The sequence below is a fragment of the Demequina lutea genome (assembly GCF_013409005.1).
Classification (GTDB): Bacteria; Actinomycetota; Actinomycetes; order Actinomycetales; family Demequinaceae; genus Demequina; species Demequina lutea.
Map to the genome: position 1 here is coordinate 2,429,192 of NZ_JACBZO010000001.1, position 25,261 is coordinate 2,454,452.

At 65.5% G+C, this 25,261-nt stretch carries 26 protein-coding genes and 1 pseudogene; 7 read left to right on the forward strand and 20 right to left on the reverse strand.

What is annotated here, in order from left to right; translation table 11 throughout:
- Window positions 1-8 precede the first annotated feature (8 nt).
- From BKA03_RS11705 to BKA03_RS11735, 7 genes and pseudogenes are all read right to left on the reverse strand, one after another.
- Window positions 9-1,319 (reverse strand): thymidine phosphorylase, encoded by a 1,311-nt coding sequence (locus tag BKA03_RS11705; RefSeq protein ID WP_062074100.1) that lies wholly within the window; start codon window positions 1,317-1,319, stop codon window positions 9-11.
- Entirely contained in the window at window positions 1,316-1,735 is a 420-nt protein-coding gene (locus BKA03_RS11710; protein ID WP_062074101.1) for a cytidine deaminase, read from the reverse strand. Before BKA03_RS11710 ends, BKA03_RS11705 begins: the two co-directional genes overlap by 4 nt.
- Window positions 1,736-1,738: 3 nt before the next feature.
- Window positions 1,739-3,055, reverse strand: a complete 1,317-nt coding sequence (locus BKA03_RS11715) for an ABC transporter permease (RefSeq protein ID WP_062074102.1) — start codon at window positions 3,053-3,055, stop codon at window positions 1,739-1,741.
- Complete coding sequence (locus BKA03_RS11720) at window positions 3,052-4,269, reverse strand: ABC transporter permease (protein ID WP_062074103.1); 1,218 nt, start codon at window positions 4,267-4,269, stop codon at window positions 3,052-3,054. Before BKA03_RS11720 ends, BKA03_RS11715 begins: the two co-directional genes overlap by 4 nt.
- Window positions 4,266-5,777 (reverse strand): annotated as a pseudogene (locus BKA03_RS11725) (ABC transporter ATP-binding protein). The gene BKA03_RS11720 and the pseudogene BKA03_RS11725 overlap by 4 nt, the downstream one beginning before the upstream one ends.
- 130 nt (window positions 5,778-5,907) lie before the next feature.
- A complete protein-coding gene (locus BKA03_RS11730) occupies window positions 5,908-6,999 on the reverse strand; it encodes a BMP family lipoprotein (RefSeq protein WP_062074104.1) in 1,092 nt (363 codons plus the stop codon).
- Between the two features lie 120 nt (window positions 7,000-7,119).
- Window positions 7,120-8,268, reverse strand: coding sequence for a mannose-1-phosphate guanylyltransferase (locus BKA03_RS11735; protein ID WP_062074105.1), 1,149 nt, complete (start codon window positions 8,266-8,268; stop codon window positions 7,120-7,122).
- Window positions 8,269-8,282: 14 nt separating this feature from the next.
- On the opposite strand from BKA03_RS11735, the gene sdhC reads away from it, so the two are divergent.
- The 4 genes from sdhC to BKA03_RS11755 are packed head-to-tail and all read left to right on the forward strand — an operon-like array spanning window position 8,283 to window position 11,692.
- Entirely contained in the window at window positions 8,283-8,699 is a 417-nt protein-coding gene (gene sdhC / locus BKA03_RS11740; RefSeq protein WP_083971105.1) for a succinate dehydrogenase, cytochrome b556 subunit, read from the forward strand.
- Window positions 8,699-9,154 (forward strand): succinate dehydrogenase hydrophobic membrane anchor subunit, encoded by a 456-nt coding sequence (locus BKA03_RS11745; RefSeq protein WP_062074106.1) that lies wholly within the window; start codon window positions 8,699-8,701, stop codon window positions 9,152-9,154. Before sdhC ends, BKA03_RS11745 begins: the two co-directional genes overlap by 1 nt.
- Window positions 9,151-10,923: a succinate dehydrogenase flavoprotein subunit gene (gene sdhA, locus BKA03_RS11750; protein WP_062074107.1), complete on the forward strand. Its 1,773-nt coding sequence runs from the start codon at window positions 9,151-9,153 to the stop codon at window positions 10,921-10,923. The genes BKA03_RS11745 and sdhA overlap by 4 nt, the downstream gene beginning before the upstream one ends.
- 1 nt (window position 10,924) lies before the next feature.
- Window positions 10,925-11,692 (forward strand): succinate dehydrogenase iron-sulfur subunit, encoded by a 768-nt coding sequence (locus tag BKA03_RS11755; protein WP_062074108.1) that lies wholly within the window; start codon window positions 10,925-10,927, stop codon window positions 11,690-11,692.
- Window positions 11,693-11,855: 163 nt separating this feature from the next.
- Here BKA03_RS11755 and BKA03_RS11760 read toward each other — a convergent pair whose 3' ends face one another.
- From BKA03_RS11760 to sigE, 6 genes are read right to left on the reverse strand one after another with little or no spacing between them, the layout of a single operon-like run.
- A complete protein-coding gene (locus BKA03_RS11760; RefSeq protein WP_062074109.1) occupies window positions 11,856-12,854 on the reverse strand; it encodes a YihY/virulence factor BrkB family protein in 999 nt (332 codons plus the stop codon).
- 18 nt (window positions 12,855-12,872) lie between these two features.
- The gene (gene trpS, locus BKA03_RS11765) at window positions 12,873-13,883 is read right to left on the reverse strand and encodes a tryptophan--tRNA ligase (protein ID WP_062074110.1); all 1,011 of its coding nucleotides are present in this window, start codon (window positions 13,881-13,883) and stop codon (window positions 12,873-12,875) included.
- Between the two features lie 45 nt (window positions 13,884-13,928).
- Window positions 13,929-14,354: a twin-arginine translocase TatA/TatE family subunit gene (locus tag BKA03_RS11770; protein ID WP_152649459.1), complete on the reverse strand. Its 426-nt coding sequence runs from the start codon at window positions 14,352-14,354 to the stop codon at window positions 13,929-13,931.
- 5 nt (window positions 14,355-14,359) lie between these two features.
- Window positions 14,360-15,769, reverse strand: coding sequence for a S1C family serine protease (locus tag BKA03_RS11775; RefSeq protein WP_062074111.1), 1,410 nt, complete (start codon window positions 15,767-15,769; stop codon window positions 14,360-14,362).
- 8 nt (window positions 15,770-15,777) lie between these two features.
- Entirely contained in the window at window positions 15,778-16,629 is an 852-nt protein-coding gene (locus BKA03_RS11780; protein ID WP_062074112.1) for an anti-sigma factor family protein, read from the reverse strand.
- Entirely contained in the window at window positions 16,626-17,222 is a 597-nt protein-coding gene (gene sigE / locus BKA03_RS11785; RefSeq protein ID WP_062074113.1) for an RNA polymerase sigma factor SigE, read from the reverse strand. The genes BKA03_RS11780 and sigE overlap by 4 nt, the downstream gene beginning before the upstream one ends.
- A gap of 111 nt (window positions 17,223-17,333) precedes the next feature.
- On the opposite strand from sigE, the gene BKA03_RS11790 reads away from it, so the two are divergent.
- Window positions 17,334-17,966 carry an O-methyltransferase gene (locus BKA03_RS11790; protein WP_062074114.1) on the forward strand — a complete coding sequence of 211 codons (633 nt, stop codon included), beginning with the start codon at window positions 17,334-17,336 and terminating at the stop codon, window positions 17,964-17,966.
- A 27-nt stretch (window positions 17,967-17,993) separates the two neighbouring features.
- On the opposite strand, the gene BKA03_RS11795 is transcribed toward BKA03_RS11790, so the two are convergent.
- The 4 genes from BKA03_RS11795 to BKA03_RS11810 form a co-directional block, all read right to left on the reverse strand.
- Window positions 17,994-18,161: a DUF3117 domain-containing protein gene (locus tag BKA03_RS11795; protein ID WP_083971107.1), complete on the reverse strand. Its 168-nt coding sequence runs from the start codon at window positions 18,159-18,161 to the stop codon at window positions 17,994-17,996.
- 117 nt (window positions 18,162-18,278) lie between these two features.
- Window positions 18,279-19,016 carry an LOG family protein gene (locus BKA03_RS11800; protein ID WP_238579356.1) on the reverse strand — a complete coding sequence of 246 codons (738 nt, stop codon included), beginning with the start codon at window positions 19,014-19,016 and terminating at the stop codon, window positions 18,279-18,281.
- Between the two features lie 45 nt (window positions 19,017-19,061).
- Window positions 19,062-20,189 carry a succinyl-diaminopimelate desuccinylase gene (gene dapE, locus BKA03_RS11805; protein WP_062074116.1) on the reverse strand — a complete coding sequence of 376 codons (1,128 nt, stop codon included), beginning with the start codon at window positions 20,187-20,189 and terminating at the stop codon, window positions 19,062-19,064.
- Between the two features lie 9 nt (window positions 20,190-20,198).
- On the reverse strand, window positions 20,199-20,576 hold the full coding sequence (locus BKA03_RS11810) for a hypothetical protein (protein WP_062074117.1): 378 nt from the start codon (window positions 20,574-20,576) through the stop codon (window positions 20,199-20,201).
- Between BKA03_RS11810 and dapD the strand changes: the two genes are divergently transcribed.
- Both dapD and BKA03_RS11820 read left to right on the forward strand, forming a co-directional pair.
- Window positions 20,575-21,558: a 2,3,4,5-tetrahydropyridine-2,6-dicarboxylate N-succinyltransferase gene (dapD, locus tag BKA03_RS11815; protein ID WP_083971109.1), complete on the forward strand. Its 984-nt coding sequence runs from the start codon at window positions 20,575-20,577 to the stop codon at window positions 21,556-21,558. The genes BKA03_RS11810 and dapD overlap by 2 nt on opposite strands.
- A gap of 3 nt (window positions 21,559-21,561) precedes the next feature.
- A complete protein-coding gene (locus BKA03_RS11820) occupies window positions 21,562-22,425 on the forward strand; it encodes a hypothetical protein (protein ID WP_062074119.1) in 864 nt (287 codons plus the stop codon).
- Here BKA03_RS11820 and BKA03_RS11825 read toward each other — a convergent pair.
- The 3 genes from BKA03_RS11825 to fdxA are packed head-to-tail and all read right to left on the reverse strand — an operon-like array spanning window position 22,422 to window position 25,225.
- Complete coding sequence (locus BKA03_RS11825) at window positions 22,422-23,711, reverse strand: citrate synthase (protein WP_062074120.1); 1,290 nt, start codon at window positions 23,709-23,711, stop codon at window positions 22,422-22,424. The two genes, BKA03_RS11820 and BKA03_RS11825, sit on opposite strands and share 4 nt — an antisense overlap.
- Before the next feature lie 59 nt (window positions 23,712-23,770).
- Complete coding sequence (gene dapC / locus BKA03_RS11830) at window positions 23,771-24,892, reverse strand: succinyldiaminopimelate transaminase (protein WP_062074121.1); 1,122 nt, start codon at window positions 24,890-24,892, stop codon at window positions 23,771-23,773.
- 9 nt (window positions 24,893-24,901) lie between these two features.
- A complete protein-coding gene (gene fdxA, locus BKA03_RS11835) occupies window positions 24,902-25,225 on the reverse strand; it encodes a ferredoxin (RefSeq protein WP_062074122.1) in 324 nt (107 codons plus the stop codon).
- Window positions 25,226-25,261: the final 36 nt, after the last annotated feature.

The window sequence follows — 25,261 nt, forward strand, 5'->3', positions numbered from 1 at the left end:
CAACCCACCTACGTGGCCGTCCCGATGCGGTCGAGCACGATCGGCCCACGCGCGGCACCGCTGGACGCGATCTCGACGGCTCCAGTCCCGCCGCAAGCGTCGACCAGCGCCTGCTTGGCGCGCGCGAAGCGTTCGGGGGTCTCGGTGTTGAGGGTCATGATGACGTCGCCCTTGCGCACGGTCTCGCCAAGCGTCTTGTGCAGGAACACTCCGGCCGATGCCTGGACGGGGTCCTCCTTACGGGCTCGCCCCGCGCCCAGTCGCCACGCGGCGACGCCCACACCCATCGCGTCCATGCGGGTAATGACGCCATCCGCCTCGGCCCGCACCTCCTCGATGTGGGGCGCGACAGGCATGACCGCGTCGGGGTCGCCGCCCTGGGCGGAAATCATGCGACGCCAGGCATCCATTGCGCGGCCATCGGCAAGAGCCTCGGCGGGGTCAACGTCGGTCACGCCTGCGCCGGCAAGCATCTCGCGGGCAAGCATGATGGTGAGCTCGACGACGTCGGCGGGGCCGCCTCCTGCGAGAACCTCGACGGACTCCGTCACCTCAAGGCCGTTGCCCACGGCGCGGCCGAGCGGCGTGGACATGTCGGTCAGCAGCGCCGACGTGACCACGCCCGCGTCGGCACCCAACTCGACCATCGTGCGCGCAAGCTCGCGCGCCATGTCGATGTCCTTCATGAACGCACCCGAACCCACCTTGACGTCAAGCACCAGTACGCCGGTGCCCTCGGCGATCTTCTTGGACATGATCGAACTGGCGATCAGCGGGATGGCCTCAACCGTGCCGGTGACGTCTCTCAAGGCGTAGAGCTTCTTGTCGGCGGGGGCCAAGCCTGTGCCTGCCGCGCAAATGACAGCACCCACCGAGCGCAGTTGCGCGTACATCTGGTCGTTGGTGAGGGACGCGCGCCAGCCGGGGATCGACTCGAGCTTGTCGAGCGTGCCGCCCGTGTGGCCGAGTCCGCGGCCGGACAACTGGGGAACGGCCACACCGCACGCCGCCACGAGGGGGGCCAACGGCAACGTGATCTTGTCGCCGACGCCGCCGGTCGAGTGCTTGTCGGCGGTGGGGCGGTCGAGGCCCGAGTAGTCGAGCCTCTCTCCCGTGGCGATCATGGCCTTGGTCCACCGCGCGATCTCCGCGCGATCCATTCCGCGCTGCAGGATCGCCATGGCGAGCGAACTCATCTGCTCGTCGGCCACCACCCCGCGCGTGTAGGCGTCCACCACCCAGTCGATCTGTTCCGCGCTCAGGCGCCCGCCGTCGCGCTTGGTGACAATCACGTCGACGGCGTCAAAGGCCTCGGTCACTTGGTGTCCTCCAGGTGCGTGTGGTTTTCCAAATGGGCAGGGCCAAACGCCCACGGCAAGATGTCCTTCATGGTCAGGGTGCCCTCTGGGCCGTCGATCAGCAACTCGTCGCCGCCGAATTCGTAGAGCAGTTGCCTGCATCGGCCGCATGGCTGCAGCGGGGCGCCCGCCGCGTCGACGCAAGCGAACGCGACCAGGCGGGTGCCCAGTGCATCGGTGTGCAGTTTGGAGACCAAGGCGCACTCGGCGCACAGCGTGAGGCCATACGACGCGTTCTCGACGTTGGCACCCGTGACGATGTTGCCCGTGTCGGTCAGCGCCGCGGCTCCCACCGGGTAGTGGGAGTAGGGCACGTATGCCCGTGCGGAAGCGGCGCTGGCCGCCGAGCGCAGGGCGCCCCAATCGATGTCAGTCATGGACTACTTCTTGTAGGGGATGTTTTCGGCGGCCGGCGGGCGGGACCTGCCCACCAGCCCGGCCACGGCAAAGATGGTGGCGAGGTAAGGCAGCATCGCCAGGAACTGGCTCGGAATTGCCGAACCGACGACTCCCAACTGGATGCGCAGGGCGTCGGCGAAACCGAACAGCAGGGCGGCCGCCAGGGCGCCCTTCGGATTCCAGCGACCCAGAATCATGGCGGCCAGGGCAATATAGCCCTTGCCCGCGGTCATCTCCTTGGAGAACGCCAACCCCGATGCGACGGTGAAGAACGCGCCGCCAAGCCCGGCGATGGCACCGCCAAGGATCGTGTTGCGCACCCGGGTGCGGTTGACCTTGATACCGACGGTGTCCGCGGCCATGGGGTGCTCGCCGACGGCGCGCACCCGCAGGCCCCAGCGGGACTTGAACAGCATGATCTGGAACACGATCACGATCGCGTACATGAGATACACGAGCGCGTTCTGGTCGAAGAACACGGGGCCGATGATGGGAATGTCGGCGAGCAGCGGAATGGGCAGGGAATGCATGATCACGCCGCCGTGCGCCCCGATCAGCGCGCCCGCCTGATTGAGGTCCCTGTTTCCGGTGAGCACCGTGGAGTACAGGAAGTTCGTGATGCCGATGACGAGAACGTTGAGGACCACGCCCACCACGATTTGGTCCACCCAATACCGAACTGCAAACAGGGCAAGTAGTGCACCCACGAGCGCGCCAGCGAGGGGTGCAGCGACCATGCCGAGGTAGGCGTTGTGCGTCACGGAAGCGACCACGGCGGCCAGGAAGGCGCCGCCGAGCAACTGACCCTCGATGGCGATGTTGACGATGCCAGATCTCTCGCACAGCGTGCCGGCCATGGCGCCGAATACCAGCGGCACAGCGAGGAAGACGCCCGAGACCAGCAGCCCGGTGATGGCCATGTCGGTGTTCGCGCGACCCGCACCCGCCCACGTCAGTAGCGCGGCCATGAAGACCACGGCGAAAACGATCGGGAGCCACACGCCCACGCGCATCTTGCGCCGCTGTGCCCAGACCTGGAAGCAGGCGAGTGCGAGCAGAAGGATGGAAAGCGTGATGGTCGTGGTTTGGGATGGCACGGAGAAGTGGGGCAACTTGATGGTGTCATTCGGTCGCGACACTGCAAAGCTCGTGGAGACGCCGCTGGCCGTGCCGAATCCGAAGGCGAAGAGGCTCAACAGCCCGATCGCGCCGTAGCCGATCACTGCCTTCCACTGCTTGACGAACGACGGTGCAGACCTGTCCGTCGTGACGCTCACTGACGCTTCGACGGTGGTCATGCCGTCACCTCCTTCGGGTGGCGAGGATCGGGTAACCGGAACAGGAATCTCACGAGCGGCGGCGCCGCGATGAACAGCACGATCACCGATTGGATCACGAGCACGATGTCGATGGGCAATCCGGCCTGGGCCTGGAGCGTCGGCCCGGAGGCTCGCAGGCCACCGAACAGGATGCCTGCGGCCACGATGCCTGCGGGGCGAGACCTGCCCAGCAGTGCCACCGTGATGGCGTCAAAGCCGATCGAGCCGGCGATGCCACCCGTCAGGGCCTTCTCGGTTCCGAGGACCTGGCTGGCACCGGCGAGGCCCGCGAGAGCGCCCGCCACCACCATGACGAGCACGTAGGTGAGCTTGACGTTCATGCCTGCCTTGGTCGCGGCCGCCGCGTTCGCGCCCACCGCACGGAACGTGAACCCGAGGATGGAGCGTTCCATGAGCCACCACACGCCGACCGCGGCGGCCAGCGCCGCCACGAATCCCCAGTGCAGGTTGTAGGAGCTACCGAACATGGGGGGCCACTGCGCCGTGGCGTCGATTTGGGGAGACTTGGGGTTGCCTGAACCTGGTACCTGCCAGGACTTGAGGCTGAGCAGCCACGCGAGGCCGTAGACGGCCACGTAGTTGAGCATGATCGTGACGATCACCTCATGCGCCCCCGTGGTGGCCTTCAGCAGTCCGGGGATGAAACCCCACAGGGCGCCGCCGAGGATCGCGCCGATGACGGCGACAGCCAGGTGAATGCCCCACGGCAGGTGGAACTGGAAACCAATGAATCCGGCCATTGTGGCGCCGAGGATGACCTGCCCTTGAGCACCGATGTTGAACAGACCGGCGCGGAAGCCGACGCCAAGGCCGAGGCCCGCGAAGATCAGGGGCGCCGAGAAGGTCAGTGTGTTGGTGAGCGGCCTGATGCCCGCCGAGAACGTGTGGGCGGTGACGTTGTAGATCGACCCCTGGAACATCGCGATGTAGGCGTCCGAGATCGCCTTCCAAGAGGCCGACAGCGTGTCGCTAGGGCGCGAGAAGAAGTAGCCCGAGGCCGTCTGTACCGACTGGTCGGAGAGCACCACAAGCAGTGCGCCGACGACGAGCGCCGACACGATCGCAAGGAACACGACCAATCCATTGGACTCGACAATCGAGCGGAGGACGTTCTCCTCACGCTTATCGTCAGGGCCCCGCGAGGTGCTGGGCTCGGTAGCGGTTGCGGTCACGCGACTTCCTCCTGGTGTGCGCCAGCCATCATCAGACCGAGCGTATTTCGATCGGTGTCGGGCGGCACGATGCCGACAACCCTTCCGTGATACATCACGGCGATGCGGTCGGCGAGTGCAACCACCTCGTCGAGCTCGGACGACACGATCAGGACGGCGGCGCCGCGATCGCGTTCGGCGATGATTCTCTTATGAACAAACTCGATGGATCCCACGTCGAGCCCGCGAGTGGGCTGCGCCGCGATAAGGAGCTTGAGCGGACGGGACAACTCGCGCGCGAGCACGACCTTTTGCTGGTTGCCCCCCGATAGCGAACCCGCAGTGGCCTTGGCCGAGGTGGTGCGCACATCGAACTCCACGATCTTCTGGGCGGCGTTCTCCTCGATCTGCGCGATGTTGAGTCCACCACGGACCGAGAACTTCGCCTCGCGGATGAGATCGAGCACCAAATTGTTCTCGATGCTGAAGGACGCGACCAGGCCGTCCGCGGTCCGATCCTCCGGGACAAAACCCATCCCGGTGGCGAGCGCCTCCTTGATCGACTTTCCGAGCATTTCCTCGCCATCGAGGGTGACGGATCCCGCCGAGGCGTCGATGGCCCCCAGGATGACCTCGGCCAGTTCGGTTTAGCCGTTTCCCTGCACTCCCGCGATCGCGAGGATCTCGCCTGCGCGCACGTCAAAGGAGACGTCGTCAAGAGTGGTGACGCCCACCTCATCGACCGCGGACAACCCCTGGACAGCCAGCATCACGTCGCCGGGGGTGGCTCCCGTCTTATCCACGGTCATCGAGACGTCGCGACCCACCATCATGGTGGCAAGTTCGACCTGGCTGGCGGTCGGTTCGGCCGTGCCAACGACCTTGCCGAGCCGAATCACGGTGATGGTGTCCGCGACTGCCTGCACCTCGCGCAGCTTGTGGGTAATCAGCACCACGGAGGTGCCCGCATCGCGCAGTTGGCGCACGATCTCGAGCAACTCGTCGGTCTCCTGAGGGGTGAGCACGGCGGTGGGCTCGTCCAAAATCAGGATGTTGGCATCGCGTGACAACGCCTTGATGATCTCCACGCGCTGCTGGGCTCCCACCGCGAGGTCCTCGACCAGCGCGTCGGGGTCCACATTGAACCCGAAGCGGTCGGAAAGTTCACGAACCCTGACTCGCGCGGCGGCAAGGTCGAGAAGCCCGTTTGACTTGAGACTCTCGTGCCCAAGCATCACGTTTTCCGCCACGGTGAACGGGTGAATCAGCATGAAGTGCTGGTGCACCATGCCGATGCCTGCGCGCATGGCGTCCCCAGGTCCCGCAAAGTTGACAACCTTGTCGTCTACCAGAATCTCGCCGCCGTCGGCGTCGTACAGGCCGAAAAGTACATTCATCAGCGTCGACTTGCCCGCCCCGTTTTCGCCCAACAGGGCATGCACGGTGCCAGGCTCGACCGTGAGGTCGATGCGGTCGTTCGCCACGAAGTCACCAAACCTTTTGGTAATCCCTCGCAACTCGAGTTTCACGTCGAGACCCTTCTGTGGTCGCCGATCGGTGGCGTCATTGCCACCGACAAGCACAGTGAAGCACGAGGGGCGTGCTGCGGCGAGACCGCAGCACGCCCCTCGTGTGACTTATCGCTGTGCCATGGGTGTGTTAGGCACCAGGGGTGGTCTTGATGGTGCCCGCGATGATGCCCTTGGTGAGGTCGGCGAGCTTTGCCTGCACGTCGGCCGAGACCGTGCCATCGGCGAAGGGCGCGATGCCGACTCCACCGTTTGCGAGCGTTCCCACGTAAGGCGTGTATGTCATGCCTGCGGGAGAGACGGCCTCCTTGATCGTGTCGTACACCGAGTTGCCGATGTTCTTCAGGATCGACGTCAGGATGATGTCCTTGTACGCGGGGTACGTGACGGTCCAGTCGGCGTCGACGCCAACGATCCAGGTGTTGCCCGCAGCCTGAGCGGCAGCAGCGGCGCCGCCACCGACGGGGCCGGCAACGGGGAGGATGATGTCCGCACCCTGGTCGATGAAGGCCTGAGCGGCCGTCTGGCCCTTCGAGAGGTCGTCGAAGTCACCGGTGAACTGACCGTTGGCGCCGTCCCAGCCCAGAACGGACACGGACTTACCGGCGTCCTTGTTGTAGGCATCGGCACCAGCAAGGAAGCCGTCCATGAAGATGGTGACCGACGGGTAGGCGATGCCACCGAAGGTGGCGATGGTGCCGGTCTTGGTCGCCGAGGCGGACGCGTAGCCGGCCAAGTAGGCCGCCTGGTCGGTCTGGAAGGTCAGCGGCTTGATGTTCGGCGCGTCCGTCGTGCCATCGAAGTTGTTGTCGGCAAGGTCGTCCACGATCGCGAACGAGATGGTGGGGTTGGCCAGGGCGGCGTCCACAGTGGCCTGTGACAGCGCGAATCCGACCGTGATGATGAGGTTGCAATTGGCGGCAACCATCGCGGCGATGTTCGGTGCGTACTGGTCCGCGCTGTTCGACTCGGCGGTCGCCGTGTTGATGTGCAGATCGGCCTTGGCCCGCTGCAGGCCCTCAAAGCCGGACTGGTTGAACGACCCGTCGTCAAAGCCACCGGCGTCGGAGACCATGCACGCCTTGTAGTCAATGTTTGCTGCGGCGGAGGTGGTGGGCGCGGCCGACGTGCCTGTAGACACGGTTGCTGGCGCGCTGGAACATGCGGCAAGAGCAAGCGCCGATGCCGCGGCGATTGCGCCAATGCGCAGGGTGTTCTTCATGAGTTGTTTCCTCATTCCTTCGGCCTGTTCCACGCCAGACCTGTGCGTCTATCAATGCTATCGGCGAAATGTCCAGCGCTTACCTGGCGAGGTATCCATTCGGCAACGAAACGGTCACGGTCACGGCGCGGAGAATCCACTCGCCGCTTCGACCGCGGCCGAAGCGTGCCTAACGTCCTGGGCGGCAGCCCGTGTGGTGATCAGCAAGGCATCGCCGGAGTCGACCACCACGGCGTCGGGAATCCCGATGATCACCACGGCCTTGTTCCCGCCGATGACCACCGCACCCGGCGCGCCATGGACGGCCGTCGGCTGGTCCCTGTCGAGAACCGTCACCCCGTCTGCCCTCGGCGGCAACAGCCCAGCGAGGGAGTCGAAGTCGCCGATGTCGTACCAGTCAAGATCCGCGGGCACCACGGCGACGCCACCCTGGGCCGCGACGGGTTCCGCAATCGCATGGTCGATCGCGATGCGCGTGAGCGTCGGCCAAATGGTCGCGAGAGCACCCGCGCGACCAGGTCCATCCCACGCCGCGGCAATCGCCCTGACTCCGCTGGCCATCGTGGGCTGTAGGCGATCAAGATGGCCGAGGAGGACATCCGTGCGCACCACAAACATGCCCGCGTTCCAAAAGTAACGCCCGGTCTCGAGGAATGCGGCGGCGGTGGCAGCGTCGGGCTTCTCGGTAAACGCTACGACTTCAAACGCCGTGACTTCCCGCGCGGTTCCTGCGTTGGCATCCGCATCGGCGCCCGCGAGCGCGTCGCCCGATTCGATGTACCCGAACGCCTCCGACGGCCCCGTCGGCGAGATCCCGATGGTGACCACCTTTCCGGTGCGGGCCACCTCGGCGGCTTCGCGCACCGCCGCATCGAAGGCCCCCTGCTTGCGGATCACATGGTCGGCAGCGAAGGAGCCCATGACGATCGGGCCGTGGCGGCGTTCCAAGATTGCTGCAGCCAGCGCGATTGCCGCCATCGAATCACGGGGGCTCGGCTCCGCGACGATGCCCGACTCGCCCAGGGAGGGCAGTTGAGCCGCGACCGCGGCGGCGTGCCTTTCCCCCGTCACCACCAGGGTGTTCTCGGCCAAAGGCTCAAGCCTGTCGAGGGTGGCCTGCAGCAGAGTGCGCCCCTCGCCGAGGAGGTCGAGCAGGAACTTTGGGCGGTCCGCGCGCGACAGGGGCCACAGCCGCGATCCCACCCCGCCTGCGGGGACGACGGCGGCGAATCCAGGAATGGGCCCAGTGGGTGGCGGAGTTGTACTCATCTGGCAAGTCTAGGATGGGAAGCACTCACCTCGACGTCCCACCGAAGGAGCAAGCCGTGTCGTCAAAGCCGACGCTGTATCGCGGCCATGAAGGCATGTGGATGTGGATGGTCCACCGCGCCACAGGAGTAGCGGTCTTCTTCTTCCTACTCGTCCATGTGCTCGATACCGCCCTCGTACGCATCTCCCCCCAGGCGTACAACCAAGTCATTGGCAACTACAAGACCCCCCTCTACGGACTGCTCGAGGCGGCACTGGTCGCGGCGATCGTCCTCCACGCGTTCAACGGCCTGCGCATCATCGCCGTAGACCAGTGGACGTGGGCGTTGCGCCACCAGAAGCTGCTCGTGTGGATCGTGTGGGGCATCTTCGTCGTCCTCATGGCCGGGTTCCTGCCGCGCCACCTCAGCCACGTGTTTGGCGGTGCGTGATGACAGCTCCCGAACTCACTCACCCACTGCCGCGCACACGCAGGCGCCTCACCCCCGCCCTCCGGTGGTGGTGGATGTTCCAGCGCATCTCCGGCGTCGTGCTGGTAGCCCTCATCTTCACGCACCTGTTCTACAACCTGATCCTCGGCGGCGGCGTCAGCCAGATCGACTTTGGATTCGTGGCCGGCAAGTGGGCCGCCCCGCTGTGGCAATGGTGGGACTTCACGATGCTCGTGCTCGCGATGCTCCACGGCATGAACGGCATGGGGTACCTCATCAACGACTACGCCCGCTCCAAGCGCAGTCGCGGAATACTGCACATCCTCCTGGGCGCCGCGACGGCCGTGATCATCGTGCTCGGCACGCTCGTGATCTTCACTTTTGACCCCTGCCCGGCTGGCGCCAATCCTCAGAATCTCAATGTCCCCCTCTGTCAGGAGCTTGGAAAGCTATGACCACCACGCATGAATACGACGTCGTGATTGTGGGCGCCGGCGGCGCTGGCATGCGCGCGGCCCTCGAAAGTTCGCAGCGCGCCCGCACGGCCGTCCTCACCAAGCTCTATCCCACGCGCTCCCACACCGGCGCCGCTCAAGGCGGCATGGCCGCGGCGCTGAGCAATGTCGAGGATGACAACGCCGAATGGCACATGTTCGACACGATCAAGGGCGGCGACTACCTGGTTGACCAGGACGCCGCCGAAATCCTGTGCAACGAGGCGGTCGATGCCGTGCTCGACCTGGAGAAGATGGGCCTGCCGTTCAACCGCACGGAGGACGGCCACATCGACCAGCGCCGCTTTGGTGGGCACACGCGCAACCACGGCGAGGCCCCTGTGAGGCGCGCCTGCTATGCGGCCGACCGCACCGGTCACATGATTTTGCAGACGCTGTACCAACAGTGCGTCAAACAAGAGGTGGAGTTCTACAACGAGTACTACGTGCTCGACCTGCTGCTCACCGAAGACCCTCAGGCCGCCGCCGCTGGCGGAGAGGTAGCGGTCGCGGGAGTGGTCGCCTACGAGCTCGCCACGGGTGAGATTCACACGTTCCGCGCCAAGTCGGTCATCTTCGCCACGGGTGGCGCGGGCAAGATTTTCAAGACGACGTCGAACGCCCACACGCTGACGGGCGACGGCATGGGCATCGCGTTGCGTGCAGGCCTTCCGCTCGAGGACATGGAGTTCTTCCAGTTCCACCCGACAGGCCTCGCTGGCCTCGGCATCCTGCTTTCTGAGGCCGCGCGCGGCGAGGGCGCAATCCTGCGCAACTCCACCGGCGAGCGCTTCATGGAGCGCTACGCCCCCACCATCAAGGACCTCGCGCCGCGCGACATGGTGTCGAGGGCGATGTGGACCGAGGTGCGTGAGGGGCGCGGTTGCGGCCCTCACAAGGACTACGTGCTGCTCGACCTCACCCACCTCGAGCCGGCGCACATCGACGCCAAACTGCCCGACATCACGGAGTTCGCGCGTACCTATCTGGGCATCGAGCCGTACACCGATCCCATTCCGGTATTCCCCACGGCCCACTACGCGATGGGCGGCATCCCCACCAACGTCACCGGCCAGGTGCTGCGCAACAACACGGACACCATCAACGGTCTCTACGCGGCCGGTGAGTGCGCGTGTGTCTCCGTCCACGGCGCCAACCGCCTCGGCACCAACTCGCTGCTCGACATCAACGTGTTCGGCCGTAGGGCTGGAATCGCGGCCGCCGAGTACGCGCTCGCCACCGAGGCGGCGCCCGAGTTACCCGCCGACGCAGCGGCAGCCGTGGCGGGCCTCGTCGAGACCCTGCGGAAGACCACGTCGGTGACCGGCGCCGAGAGCGTGGCCGTCCTGCGCCGCGAACTCCAAGAGACGATGGACCGCAACGTCCAGGTGTTCCGAACAGCCGAGACGCTCGCCGAGGCGACCGCCGTCATCGCGTCCGTCAAGGAACGCTACGCAAGTATCGCGATCCACGACCGTGGCCAGAAGTACAACACCGACCTTCTCGAGGCGATTGAGCTCGGGTTCCTCATCGACCTGGCTCAGTTAGTCGTGGCGGGCGCCCTGGCGCGCGAGGAGAGCCGTGGGGGCCACTATCGCGAGGACTTCCCCACTCGCGACGATGCCGGCTTCATGAAGCACACGATGGCCTATGCCACGGCTGACGGCGTGCGGCTTGACTACAAGCCAGTCGTCGTCACGCGGTATCCGCCGATGGAACGGAAGTACTGATATGACAGCTGTAGACGACGCCCCCATCGCCGTCGACGAGGTCCCCACCTTGACCGTCACGCTACGCATCCGGCGGATGAACCCGGAAGGCAATGCAGATCACGCACCCGGCGAGGACTACTGGGAGGAATTCCAGGTCGAGGCCCACGCGACCGATCGCCTGCTCGACGCCCTACACAAGGTCAAGTGGGAGCAAGATGGCACGCTCGCGTTCAGGCGCTCTTGCGCCCACGGCGTGTGCGGATCCGATGCGATGCGCATCAACGCCAGGAACCGGCTCGCGTGCAAGACCCTGCTCAAGGACCTCAACCCGGCCAAGCCGATACTGGTGGAGCCGATCGCGGGACTGCCCGTCGAGAAGGACCTGATCGTCGACATGGAGCCGTTCTTCGCCTCCTACCGCCAGATCATGCCGTTCCTCATGACGTCCGGACCCACACCGGAACGCGAACGACTGCAGACGCCCGCGCAGCGGGAGCGCTTCGAGGACACCACCAAGTGCATCATGTGCGCGGCGTGCACCACAGCATGCCCCGTGTTCTGGACGGACGGCCAATACTTTGGCCCCCAGGCGATCATCGGCGCGCACCGCTTCATCTTCGACAGCCGCGACGAGGGCCAGTGGGACCGCCTCGAGATCCTCAACGACACGGCCGGCGTGTGGAAGTGCCGCACCACGTTCAACTGCACTGAGGCCTGCCCCCGCGGCATCGAGGTCACCAAGGCCATCTCCGAGGTCAAGAGGGCGCTCAACACAGGCAAGATCTAAGTTCGGCACGGTTCATGTCGGCGGGGTTCCGCCCGCCACCGAACCTAAGTGCCGGGCCAACCACCAGGTGAACCTCTACGCACACGGCGCATCACCCGCAACCATGCCGCGCACCCGGCACATCGGCACACGGGGCCGCCGCCCGTCGGAGGTTCAGTTCCGCTTAGGGCTCTCGACGCACCGTCGCGCGCCGTGTGGTCACCTTGACCTTGCGGCGCGCGGGTTCGGTATCCGTCCTCGCGCCAGGAGAGGCGTCGTCCTTCGCGCCCTCGACCTGCGGCGTGCGATAGGAGCCCAACCACGCGGCCGCCATGAGGATGGCCCTCGTGGTGAAGTCGACGAAGATCAGCAGCGTCACGACCGCCGCGATCGAGGCCAGTACCGCGTTCGATGCCGCAGAACCCACAAGAGCAGAACTCCCGAGCCGCAACACGCCGATCACGGTCGCGGTGACCAACAGCACCGGCCAGAGGCGACGCCACGGGGCACGGGCATGCCCGAGCACCACGATCGCCATCGCCACGAACAGCATGTCGATCACGAGGCCCACCACAAGCGCGGGGACGCGCAACAACCACGGACTCACCGCTCCGTCGGAAATGACGCCCACAAGCCACTGTGCGGCCCGTGAGGCAACGAACTGCACGACGAGACCAGTGGTCACGATCAGTGCAATCGCGACGAGCGCCAGGAAGTCGCGCAGCTTGCCCTGGAGCGGGTTGCCCGCATCGCGCCCGAGCATCGTGACCACGCCGGTGCGGAGGCCGCCAATGAAGCGGGCGGCACGGTTGGCACCCAACAAGAGCGCGAACAGTCCCACGAGTCCCGTCGCGGTATTCGCGAGAGTCGTGTTCTGGGACACCAGAGCGCTACCGCCAGAGCCCACCACTCCCGGCACCGCGTTCTGCAGCACCTGGAAATACGTGGACCGCACCCAAGGGACGTACTGGGCAAGGAACGAGACGATCGTCGCGCCGATGATGAGGCCCGCAGCGATCGACACGAGCGAGTAGTAGGCGATGCCCCCCGCCAAGACGTTCCCGTTCTGTTCACCGTAGCGGCCCAGCATCCGGCCCACCCTCGTGCCGTCGAACAGGGTCTTGAGGTGCTTGCCGCGACCCACGACGATCCGGGCTCGCGACCGAACGCCTGCGAACGCCATGTACAGCCTCCTCACGCGTCAGCGGTGGAGCGGTCGCAACAGCCCGAGACGGTCGTAGATCCGCTCGAGCGTCGCCTGGGCGATGGCTGTCGCCTTCGCGGCACCATCGGCCAGCACCACATCGAGCTTGTCGGGGCTCTCGATCCACTCCATGGCGGCCTCGCGCACCGGCGTCAGTGCCCCCACAACCACCTCGGCAAGGTCGGCCTTCAGGTGGCCGTACATCTTGCCCTCGTAGTCGGCGACGATGTCGGCGACGGGGCGTCCGGTCAGCGCCGAGTAGATCGTCAGCAGGTTGGAGATGCCCGCCTTGTTCTTGGGATCGAAGGCGATGACGGTGTCGGCGTCCGTCACGGCGGACTTGATGCGCTTGGCGATCGCCTTGGGGTCGTCCAGGATCTCGATGAGCCCGTTGGGACTCGACGACGACTTGGACATCTTGGCGGTCGGCTCTTGGAGGTCGTAAATCTTGGCGACCTCCTTCACGATGTGCGGTTCTGGGACGACGGCCGTACCCTCCCCCAAGCGCTGATTGAGACGCTGGGCAAGATCGCGCGAGAGTTCGAGGTGCTGACGCTGGTCCTCGCCCACCGGCACCACATTCGTGTCGTACAGCAGGATGTCCGCAGCCATCAGCACGGGGTACGTGAAGAGCCCGACGTTCGTGCCCGACTCCCCCACCTTCGCGGACTTGTCCTTGAACTGCGTCATGCGCCCGGCCTCCCCCATCCCCGTGAAGGTGGACAGGACCCACGTGAGCTCGGCGTGTTGCGGGACATGCGACTGCACAAAGAGCGTCGCGCGCGAAGGGTCGACGCCCGCGGCGAGGTACTGAGCCGCCGTCGCCCGGGTGCGGCGCGTGAGGACCTCTCGGTCAGGGGCGACGGTCAGGGCGTGCAGGTCAACGACCGAATAGATCGCGTCATGAGTGTCTTGAAGCGCTACCCACTGCTTCAGCGCACCTAGGTAATTGCCGAGCTGCAAAGAGTCGGACGTGGGTTGCATCCCCGAGAACACGCGCTGAGTCATGGGCCCATTGTTCCAAACCTTTGGGCCGGCAATGCGCGCCTCGGGTTATGTGGCCTCTGGATCGAAGGGCGTGGCCCCGCCGACGATCGCTTCCGCCGACGCTTGGCTCACAGAAACATCGGCGGGTTTGGCGCCCCGGCGCTCACGACGAGAGCCCGTGGACGCCGTCCCAATCGCGCCAGTCGCGAGCGCGGCAACGGAGGCAGTGCCCGCCGCAGGGGTGGCATCCTCATCATCAAAGAGCGCCTCGCGCACGATCCGTCGCGGGTCGTAGGTGCGGGGGTCGAGTTGGCTCCAGTCGACGTCGTCGCCCAACTCTTCCTTGAGGGCCGTCTGGCCCTCCTTGATGAGAGCGCGGAGCCGGAGTACCACGCCGCGAAGGCCGCGCACGTACTCCGGCAACCGCTCCGGCCCCACCAAGATCAACGCAAGTAGCGCGATGACAAGGAACTCCGAGGGGTTGATATCCATAGAACCTATTGTGACCCGCCGCTGGTGGTCCCGCCCGTCGTCCCGGTGTTCCCGTAGTCAAGAGAACTGAGCGTGCCGAGCGTGACCTTCACATCGACGTCCTTGCCACCACGCAGGAGCGTAAACGTCATAATGTCGCCAGGAGCATGCGACCTGATGCGCACGATCGCCGAACTTGCATCGGCAACGGGCGTACCATCCATGGCCACGATGATGTCGCCACCGACGATGCCTGCCTTCGCTGCGGGCGAGCCGGGAACCACGCCGGGCGAGCCTGCCGGCAACTGCGACGAGTCGGCGACGCGTACGCCACGACCCGTGTAGGTGCTGTCCAACTGAGCGCCGATGGCCGGCACGGTGGCCTTGCCGTCAGCGATGAGCTGTTCTGCCACACGACGGGCCTGGTTCGAGGGGATGGCGAAGCCGAGACCGACCGAGCCCGCACCAGTCGCCTGGGTAGCACCTGGAAGCGCGGCGATCGCCGAGTTGATGCCGATGACCTCGCCGCTCATGTTGAGCAGCGGGCCGCCCGAGTTGCCTGGGTTGATCGCGGCGTCAGTCTGGATCGCGGCAATGTACGCGGATGTACTCGCCGTATCACCCGTGGTCACGGGCCGGTCGAGTGCCGACACGATGCCAGTGGTCACGGTCGAGTCGAGGCCGAGCGGGGAACCGACCGCGATGACGGGGTCTCCCACCACCATGGCGCTCGAGTCGCCGAGCACGAGTGGCGTCAGGCCAGTGCGGTCGACTTTGATCACCGCGAGGTCATAGGCGGACGTGGAGCCCACCACCTTGGCGGACGATACCTGGCCATCACTGAAGAGCACCTGAATCGTGCCGTTCGAAGCAGCGGAGATGACGTGGTTGTTGGTGAGGATGTAGCCGTCCGCTCGGATAATGATTCCCGAACCCGTGTCGCCTCCCGTCGCGGTCTTGACCTCGATCTGCACGACCGAAGGCAAGGCGGCCTTCGCGACAGCGGCCACCGACCCGCTGGCGGGCTGGACGGTCGACGTTGATTGCGATACCGGCAGGGTCGCGACCTGCGCCGTCGCCGCGTCGGACGGGCCCCACTGCTGCCAGGCCGCGGCGCCACCGACGCCTCCCGCGGTGCCGAGAAGCAGGGCCAGCGCAGCGATGCCAGCGAAGGCTCCCCTGCGCGGGCGCCTCGGGCGGGAATGACCGGGGGGGGCGGGAGGAACGGTGTAGTCGATCGACCCGGCTTGCGGGACGGGCGGCGTACCGAAGATGCCGTCGGCGGCCTCACGCGGCGGCGCTGGGGCCGGGCCTGGGGGAACCGCCGCGGCGGCTTCGGGCGTCGGCATCGCGGTGGACACGTCGTCGACCTTCACCGCGCCTTTGGGCGACGGTTCCGCTTGGGATTCGTCAGGGGATGCGAAAAGTTGGGACATGGTTCCTCCTAGGGATGCACCGCGGATGCGAGGGTCGAGAACCCATGCGCAACGCGGTCGGCGAAACCGGGATCAGAGGCGGAGGGAAACTCCTCCGCGACCGACTCCAGTGTGGTGAGAGAGCACTCGCACGACATCGCGACTACAACATCGCCGGTCTGCCAGACCACCATCGGCGAGTAACCCTCGTTTTCCACGACATAGACCTCTGCGTTCTTGACGTCCGCACGCGGCATCTGAGCGGTGGCATTTTGCGACAGGTAGCCGTGTTGCTGAACGACGGTCACCTGCTTCCCGTACGGCCCAGCCAGGATCGTTGCGACAAGCACCATGCCGCCATCGGTGCGCTGAACGACAGTCGCCTCGACGGGAATGACCCCCGACGTCGAGAAGTCGGGGTGGATCCAGGACTGCAACATGTCGCCCGAGCGCATCTGTTGGGTGTTCGCGTAGGCCACGGGGGCAGCCCCGCTCGCGCGGGGGGCGGCAAACGCGAGCGTGACCTCGCCGGGAGCGCCCACTTGCCACGCGACGCCCACCAAGACCACGGCAATGACGACGAGTGTGGCGGCAGCGATCACGGGCGCCCGACGCACGGGCCGACGCGGCTTGTGGCCCAGGGATGCTTCGCCTGCGGCGATCTCGGCGATGCGCTCCCTGTCGAGCAGCTTCTGCGCAAAGCGCATGTCGATTCCGGCCTCGGAGCTCGTGAGCGCGTCGCGTCCTTCCTTCAACTCGTGAAAGCGGCTCGCACACTCCTCGCACTCACCCAGGTGCGCCATGGCCGCGTAGGCCTTGTCCCCACGAAGTCTGCCGTCGAGCAGATCGTGGACCGATTCACCGAGATGCTTCGAGCTCACAGCCCGCCCCGAGTGGGTGCGTGGTGAGCGAGGGACTCGCGCAACCGCGCCCTGGCGCGTGACAGCCGCGAGCGGACCGTCCCCAACTTGATCCCGAGCGTGACGGCGATCTCCTCATAGGAGAGGCCCTCGATGTCGGACAAAACGACGGCTGCCCTGTATTCGGGAGGAAGATCGGCAAGCGCCTCGATGATGTCGGCACCCATGTGGCCCATCTCGAAGGCGTCCTCCGGCTGGCCGGACCGCTCCACGCGATCAAAACTCGCGGACGTAGCCACGGCGCCGTCGTCATCGGCCATGAAGTCGAAGCGAATACGCGCCTTGCGGCGCATCTTGTCGAGGAACAGGTTGGTGGTGATGCGGTGCAGCCAACCCTCGAACGTTCCGGGCGTGTACTGCGACAAAGAGTTGAAGACCCGGACGAAAACGTCCTGAGTGAGGTCTTCCGCGTCGTGCTGGTTGCCCGTCAAGTGATACGCCAGGCGGTACACCCTGGATGCGTGCTGCTCGACAATCGACTGCCACGTGAGGTCGTCAGGCGTCGTCGTAGTGGCGTCCACTGAGGAAGCGGTTACCGCAGATGTGATGCTCATACGTCAGCCTCCTTTACGGCTCAAGAACGTTCTGCCTGAGTTCTATGTTCCCACGTGCGAGCCGGAGGGCAACCTCCTTATCTCCCCGTTACGATCATTTACGGAGGCACCATGACTATCGATCCCGCCATCGAGGCGTTCGCCGACGACTTTGCGCGCGAGGACGAGGTGCTCCTGGCCGCCCGCGATACCGCGGACGACCTGGGCGTCGAGCCCTTGACCCCTGGAGCGGGTGCGGCGCTGACCGTGCTCACCATGGCCGCTCATCCCAAGACGATCGTGGAGATCGGCACCGGGGTGGGAGTGTCTGGGATCTATCTGTTGCGCGGCATGCACCCCGCGGGTGTGCTCACCACGATCGACGTCGAACCCGAGCACCACAAGGCCGCACGAGCCTCGTTCATGGCAGCCGGTTTCGCACCGGAACGCGTGCGCCTCATCACGGGAAGGGCGCTCGACGTGCTGCCGCGCCTGACGGATGGCGGGTACGACCTGGTACTGATTGACGGCAAACGGACCGAGTTTCCCGCGTACCTCGACGAGGCCCGCAGGCTGGTGCGCCCCGGTGGAATGATCGTGGTTGCCCACGCCCTCGCACGGGGCAGGGTGGCCGATCCCGCGCAAAGAGACCCCGACACCACGGCAGTGAGGGAAGCGTTGCGTTCGGTACGCCGCACCGAGGCCGAGAATTCGTCGTTGATTCCGATTGGCGACGGTTTGCTCGTCGTCATCGTGGGCGGCTAACGCCCACGTGCACCGGGTGCTAATGAACTACTTGATGGCACCCAAGAGGGTGTCGCCAAGAGACCTGACCTCGTCGGCATTGAGTTCGACTACGAGCCTGCCCCCGCCCTCGAGCGGAAGTCTCAAAACATAGCCGCGTCCCTCCTTCACGACCTCCATGGGGCCGTCACCGGTGCGGGGCTTCATTGCAGCCATGCTGGGGTACTCCTTGCGCTGATGTGGGGCAGCTTTTGCTGAACGCCGTCCCCATTCTACGGGGATTGCGGCCGGTTCCCTAACGTGGTTCGGGACTTCGCGTGACGGCTCTGCGGCCTATGACCGCTCGGCCGGGGGCTTCACTGAGGTCACGACGTGCGCCACAGCCTCATCCACATCGTCCGTGACCATGATGAGGTCGAGGTCGGCGGGGCTAATCTTTCCGTCTGCCGCGACAACGTCTCGCAGCCACGCAACCAGCCCGTCCCAATACGAGTGGCCAAACAGCACGATCGGAAAACGCGTGATGGTCTTGGTCTGGACAAGCGTGAGCGATTCAAACAGTTCGTCGAAGGTGCCGAACCCCCCTGGGAGCACGATGAAGCCTTGCGCGTACTTGACGAACATCGTCTTGCGCACAAAGAAGTAGCGGAAGTTCATTCCGAGATTCACGTATTCATTGACGCCCTGTTCGTGCGGGAGTTCGATCCCCAGGCCGATGGAGGACCCCCCTGCCTCGGATGCACCCTTGTTGGCAGCCTCCATGACTCCCGGGCCACCTCCCGTGATGACGGCGAAACCCTGCTCGACAAGCTTCGTGCCAATCTCCACGGCAGCCTCATAGTCCGCCGCGCCTGGCTTCGATCGGGCCGAACCAAAGACCGAGATCGCGGAGCCCACCTCCGCCAACGCCCCAAAACCCTCGACAAACTCGCTCTGGATGCGCATGACCCTCCAGGGATCTCCGTGCACCCAGTCGGGGGTGTCTTGCTGCGCAAGCAGGCGACCTGACGTGGTGGTCGTGGGGACGTTCTTGCCCCGCAGGAGCACCGGGCCTCTCTGGTAGTCCTTCACGCGTTCCTCCTTCACGCCCGCAAGCGGGTGATCGATCGGGGTTGTTTAAGAAACGGGGGCGGTCAGCCAGTCGCGAAGCGCCGCGTGGCACCTTCGAACGTCTGCGACGGGGCAACGCTCGTCGTCGGCGTGCGCCCTCTCGGGGTCACCTGGACCAAAGTTCACCGCCGGGATGCCCAACTGGCCAAAGCGGGCCACGTCCGTCCAGCCAAGCTTTGCGCGCGGCGCCGGGGCGCCCGTCGCCGCGACGGCATCGGCGAACGCGATCGCCATGGGCGCATCGAGGCCGGGCCTGGCGGCCGCCGCCTCGTCGGTGTACTTCCAGGTCACGGACTGACCGGCGGGTGCGGGCGAGCTCTCGAAGGAGGACGTGATGAGGCGCTCCACACGGGCCTTGGCCTCGTCGACGGTCCATGCGGGGCTAAAGCGGTAGTTGATCGTGACCGTGCACACGTCGGGAACGACATTGCCTGCGATGCCCCCGGTGATCCCGACGGCGTTGACGCCCTCGCGGAAGATCAGGCCATCCACCTCGACATCTTCGTGTTCGTACACCGCGAGAGTCGCGAGGAAGGGAGCCATTCCGTGGATCGAGTTGATGCCCTTCCATGACCGTGCGCTGTGGGCGGCCTTGCCGTGAACGGTGACCTGGACGCGAAGCGTCCCGTTGCACCCACCCTCGATGACGGCCGATGTCGGCTCACAAAGAATCGCGAAATCTCCCTCGAGAAGTTCGGGCCTTTCGCGAGCGATCCTGCCCAGTCCGTTGCGGGGCTCCTCGACCTCTTCCTGGTCGTAGAAAACCCACGTGACGTCCCGCGTCGGCGCTGCCAATTCGACCGCGAGCGCGAGCTGAACCGCGATCCCGCACTTCATGTCCACAGATCCGCGGCCGATGATCCACTCGCCGTCGTCCGAACGCACGGACGGAACGTTGTCCTTAATGGGGACCGTATCCACGTGGCCCGCGACGATCACGCGCTCCGCCCTACCAAGCGCGGTCCGCGCCACCAGGGCGTTTCCCAACCGAAGCACCTCGAGGTGGGGCACTCCGCGAAGTACCGCCTCAATCTGATCCGTGATGGCGCGTTCGTCCCCAGAAACGGAAGGAATGTCAATGAGGGCACTCGCGAGGTCTTCGACAGGTGCTCCGGGCACCACTGACAACCACATGCACCGATCCTATCGATCGCGGATGAGGTGGATCACTGTCCACCACCCCAGGAACTGGATCACCGCGCCGAACACGAACCGAAGCGCCATGTCCGCAGGGACACTCTCACCAACCACCGCCGTGGCCACGAGCGCCACGACCATGGCCACGAGAAACAGGACGAGAAGCGCCACGACGACGAGCCGCCCGAAAGCGATGGGCCTCGCCCTTACGGGCCTCGCCACATAGTCGTCGGGCAACGTGCCCAGCGGAACATCCCTGGTCCACGAGGCGGGTATGGGGCGATCGCGGCGCCACACGGGGCCGCCCGGCTCGCGATAGCCAGCGCCGACGACCCGCCGGCCGTCGCGCTCTCCCGCCGCGTCTACCTCCTGCTCGGCATCCATGGCACCACTGTATGCCGTCCGGCGCCGTAGGCTTGCGGCCATGAAAGCGCATGGCTATGGACTCGCAACGCTCGACGGCAGCGGCAATACCCTCGACACCTGGTATCCATCCCCCTCCCTCGGCGGGGCTCCCGAAAACCCCCTACCCCCGAGGGCCCTCGAGGCGGCGGTTCGCTCGGACGAGTTGCGTCACACCTCGATCGAGTTGCTCCTTGTCGACATCGACACCGACGACGCCCCCGAGACGGTTCCGGACGCCTACTTGCGCCTGCACTTGCTTTCACACCGACTCGTCAAGCCTCATGGGGTGAACCTGGAAGGCATTTTCGGCGTCCTGCCGAACGTGGTGTGGACATCCGCAGGCCCGTGCGCGATCGAGGGCTTTGAGGCCACCCGCACGCGCTTCCGCGCGTTCGGCAAGCACCTTGTCGTCTTCGGCATCGACCGATTCCCCCGCATGGTCGATTACGTCGTCCCGTCCGGAGTGCGCATCGCCGATGCCGACCGCGTCCGCCTCGGCGCGCACCTTGCCGAGGGCACCACGGTGATGCACGAGGGCTTCGTGAACTACAACGCAGGCACGCTCGGCACGTCGATGGTCGAGGGGCGCATTTCTCAAGGAGTGACAGTCGGCAACGGCTCCGACATCGGCGGGGGGGCCTCGATCATGGGAACCCTCTCTGGAGGAGGCAAGGAAGTTGTCACGATCGGCGAGCGATCCCTGCTGGGCGCCAACGCGGGGCTTGGAATCGCCTTGGGAGACGACTGCATCGTCGAATCTGGCCTGTACCTGACCGCGGGTTCCAAGGTGCTCCTGGTGGGGAGCAAAGACCCCAAGGGCAAGCCCACCGTCGTGAAGGCGCGCGAATTGTCAGGACAAAACGGCCTGCTGTTCCGCAGGAACTCCCTGACGGGCGCCCTCGAGGCCGTGCAGCGGAAAGGCGTCGGCATTGAACTCAACGCCGCGCTGCACGTGAACTAGCCGATGGCACGTACAGGCGGGGTCATCGCGACCGCCGCATTCTTGGGCGTCGCAACTGTCGCCGTGTTGTGGGGACCCGCGCTCTATTCGAGTTTCACCGCATCCCCTCCTTCCAACCAATGCACCGTCTCCACGCCGATTGCCCACTACTCGCGGAGTGCCGAGCGGACCGACAACGTGGCCATCATCGCCGCCGTCGGCTGGGTAAACGGCTTCGACGAAAAGGGCGTCACTATCGCTGTGACGACCGCGATCCAGGAGTCGGGCCTGCGCAACCTCAACTATGGCGATCGTGATTCCGTGGGCCTCTTCCAACAGCGCGCATCTCAAGGCTGGGGCACCGTGGAGCAGATCATGGACGCCCGCTATTCGGCCACTATGTTCTACACGGCTCTCGGCAAGGTCAACGGATGGGAAAATCTCCGCGTGACCGAGGCCGCTCAGGCCGTGCAACGGTCCGGCTTCCCGGAAGCGTACGCGAGCCACGAGGCGGAGGGTCGCGCGTGGGCCAACGCGCTCGGCGGCGTGGAGGGCACCGTGTCTTGCGAACTGACAGCGCCTGACGTCACCACAGCGCGTGCGTTCTCCGACCGGGTGGCGCTCGATTTCCCGGGTGCGGGATTTGCGGTCGAGGTGCTTGAATCCGACGGCAACACGACAGTGCTTGGCATCAAGCCGACCGATGCAACCGATCAGTCGTTGCGAAGGCTGCAGTCGTGGGCAATCGCGACCGCATCAACGACCGGGGCCGAATGGGCGGACCTTCGCGGCTCACGCTGGACCCGCAACGGCACCTGGCAACAGTCAAACCCGACCCAGCAGTGGGCCAACTACCCCGGCATCCGCGTCGCGGTGAGGACGAGCTAGCGCTCTTCCATCGCGGTGTAGTCCCTCTCGACACTGCCGGTGTAAATCTGGCGCGGGCGGCCGATCTTGGTGCGCGGGTCGTCCATCATCTCGCGGAAGTTGGCGATCCAACCGGGCATGCGGCCCAGCGCGAACAGCGGCGTAAACATCGGCACGGGGAACTTCATGGCCGAGTACACGAGGCCGGTGTAGAAGTCGACGTTCGGGTATAGCTTGCGCTCGACGAAGTAGTCGTCGCTCAACGCGATCTCCTCAAGGCGCTTGGCCATGTCGAACGTCTCGTTGTTGCCGCCTAGTTGGTCCAGCACTTGGTCGGCAATTCTCTTCACCACCGTGCCGCGCGGGTCATACGACTTGTAGACGCGGTGGCCAAAGCCCATGAGCCTCGCCCCCTCCGCCCTGTCCTTGACCTTCGCCACAAACTGTTCGACGGTGTCGCCCGATTCCTTGATCTGGTCGAACATCTTGAGCGCGGCCTCATTGGCACCGCCGTGAAGCGGTCCGGAAAGGGCGCCGATGCCCGCCGAGACCGCGGCGTAGATGTTCGCCTGTGACGAGCCGACGATGCGCACGGTCGACGTGGAGCAGTTCTGCTCGTGGTCGGCGTGAAGGATGAGGAGGAGGTCGAGAGCGCGACGCACGGTGGGGTCGATATCGAGCTCACCGTCCTGACCCGAGAAGGCGATGCGGAGGAACTCGTCGACGTACAGTCCGCCCGGCCGCGGCTGAATGAGCTCGCCGCCGGTGACGCGACGCTGCAGGTACGCGACGACGACCGCGGTCTTGGCAAGCAACTGGACCGTGGCAAGCTCGATCTCGTATTCGCCCCGTCCCACGGACTCCGGGTAGAACGTGCTCAGCGCGCTCACCGCGCCAGAAAGCACCGCCATCGGTTGGGCCTCGCGCGGGAAGGAATTGAGGAACGACTTGATGCCCTCGTGCACGTGCATGTGGCGCGCGACGCGGTTGTTGAATGCCATCAGTTCGTCGGCGCTAGGCAACTCGCCGTGAATGAGCAGGTACGCCACTTCGAGGAACGTCGAGTGCTCCGCAAGCTGCTCGATCGGGTAGCCGCGGTATCGCAGGATCCCGAGGTCGCCGTCGATATACGTGATGGCAGACGAGCACGATGCGGTGTTCATGAAACCGGGGTCAACGGTCACCAGACCCGTGTCCTTCAAGAGGTTCGACACGCCCAGACCGTCGTTACCGACCGTCGCGCGCTCAATTTCAAGTTCCTTGGTTGAACCGTCGACCGTGAGCCGCGCGTCCTTAACGTGAGACATGTGTCCTCCTTTGCAGCACCCCAGGCGACTCTGCCATAGACCGTCGCTTGGTTCCAAGTTTACTGTTCGTTGACGAGCCTAAGAGCCGCAGCGTCAATGTGCTCATCGGAAGCGGTTAGTGCCACGCGCACATGCTTTGCACCGCTCGGGCCGTAGAACGAGCCGGGCGCAACAACGATGCCGCGCTCGGCCAACCAGGCGACGCTCGCCCATGCATCCTCGCCACGGGTTGCCCACAAGTAGAGCCCCGCCACCGAGTCATCGATGGAGAATCCCGCTGCGACAAGAGCCCCTGACAACGTCTCACGACGCGCGCCGTAGACCAGACGCTGCTCGGCGACGTGGGCGTCGTCGCCCAACGCCGCCACCATCGCGGCCTGCACGGGAGCGGGCATGATCATTCCGATGTGCTTGCGGACCTCGAGGAGTCTCGCGACGACCGCGCCGTCGCCCGCAACGAACGCTGCACGGTAGCCCGCGAGGTTGGATTGCTTGGACAGCGAGTACACGGCGAGGAGCCCATCGTGACTGCCTCCGCACACCCGCGGATCCAGGATAGACGGAACCCCTTGTGAACTCCACGGCTCCTCCCACGCCAACTCCGCGTAGCACTCGTCCGAGGCGACAACCGCGCCGATGGCGCGCGCCGCCTCGACGATCGCGCGGAGTTCCTCGACTCCAGCCACGGCCCCCGTCGGGTTCGAGGGGGAATTGACCCACACAAGCTTGACGGCGGCGTTGCCTTTCCAGTCGGCCACACCGTCGGCAGCCAGCGGCATCGCGCCCGCGAGCCGCGCACCCACGTCATATGTCGGGTATGCCACCGCGGGGTGGACCACCACGTCTCCCGGCCCCAGCTCCAAGAGCGACGGAAGCAGTCCCACGAATTCCTTTGAACCCACCGTCGGCAACACCGATGAAGGGTCGACGTTGGCGACGCCCCTCCTGCGGGCGAACCACTCGACGACCGCCGCCCGGAGCGCAGCGGTCCCGTGCGTCGCCGGGTATCCCGAGGCATCGGCAGCGGCGACGAGCGCGTCACGAACCACCGCGGGTGTGGGGTCAACCGGAGTACCCACAGACAGGTTGATGGCACCGTCCGGGTGGGCGGAGGCGCGCTCGACAAAGGGCGTGAGACTGTCCCAGGGGAAGTCGGGCAGGGCCGACGCGTTCAGGCCCATTCGCGACCGCTATTCGACGTTCTGGAGGGGCAACGACTTGATGAGGTCGTGATCGTGGGCGATCAGTCCCATCTTGGCCGCTCCACCGGGAGAGCCGATTTCGGAGAAGAACTCCACGTTTGCCGCGTAGTAATCGGACCACTTGTCGGGGACATCGTCCTCGTAGTAGATCGCCTCGACCGGGCATACGGGCTCGCAAGCACCACAATCGACGCACTCGTCGGGGTGGATGTAGAGCATCCGCTCGCCCTCGTAGATACAGTCCACCGGACACTCGTCGATGCAGGCCTTGTCTTTGAGGTCTACACACGGCAAGGCGATGACGTACGTCACGAGGGGCTCCCTTTTTCTAGGACGTGGAGAGGGACT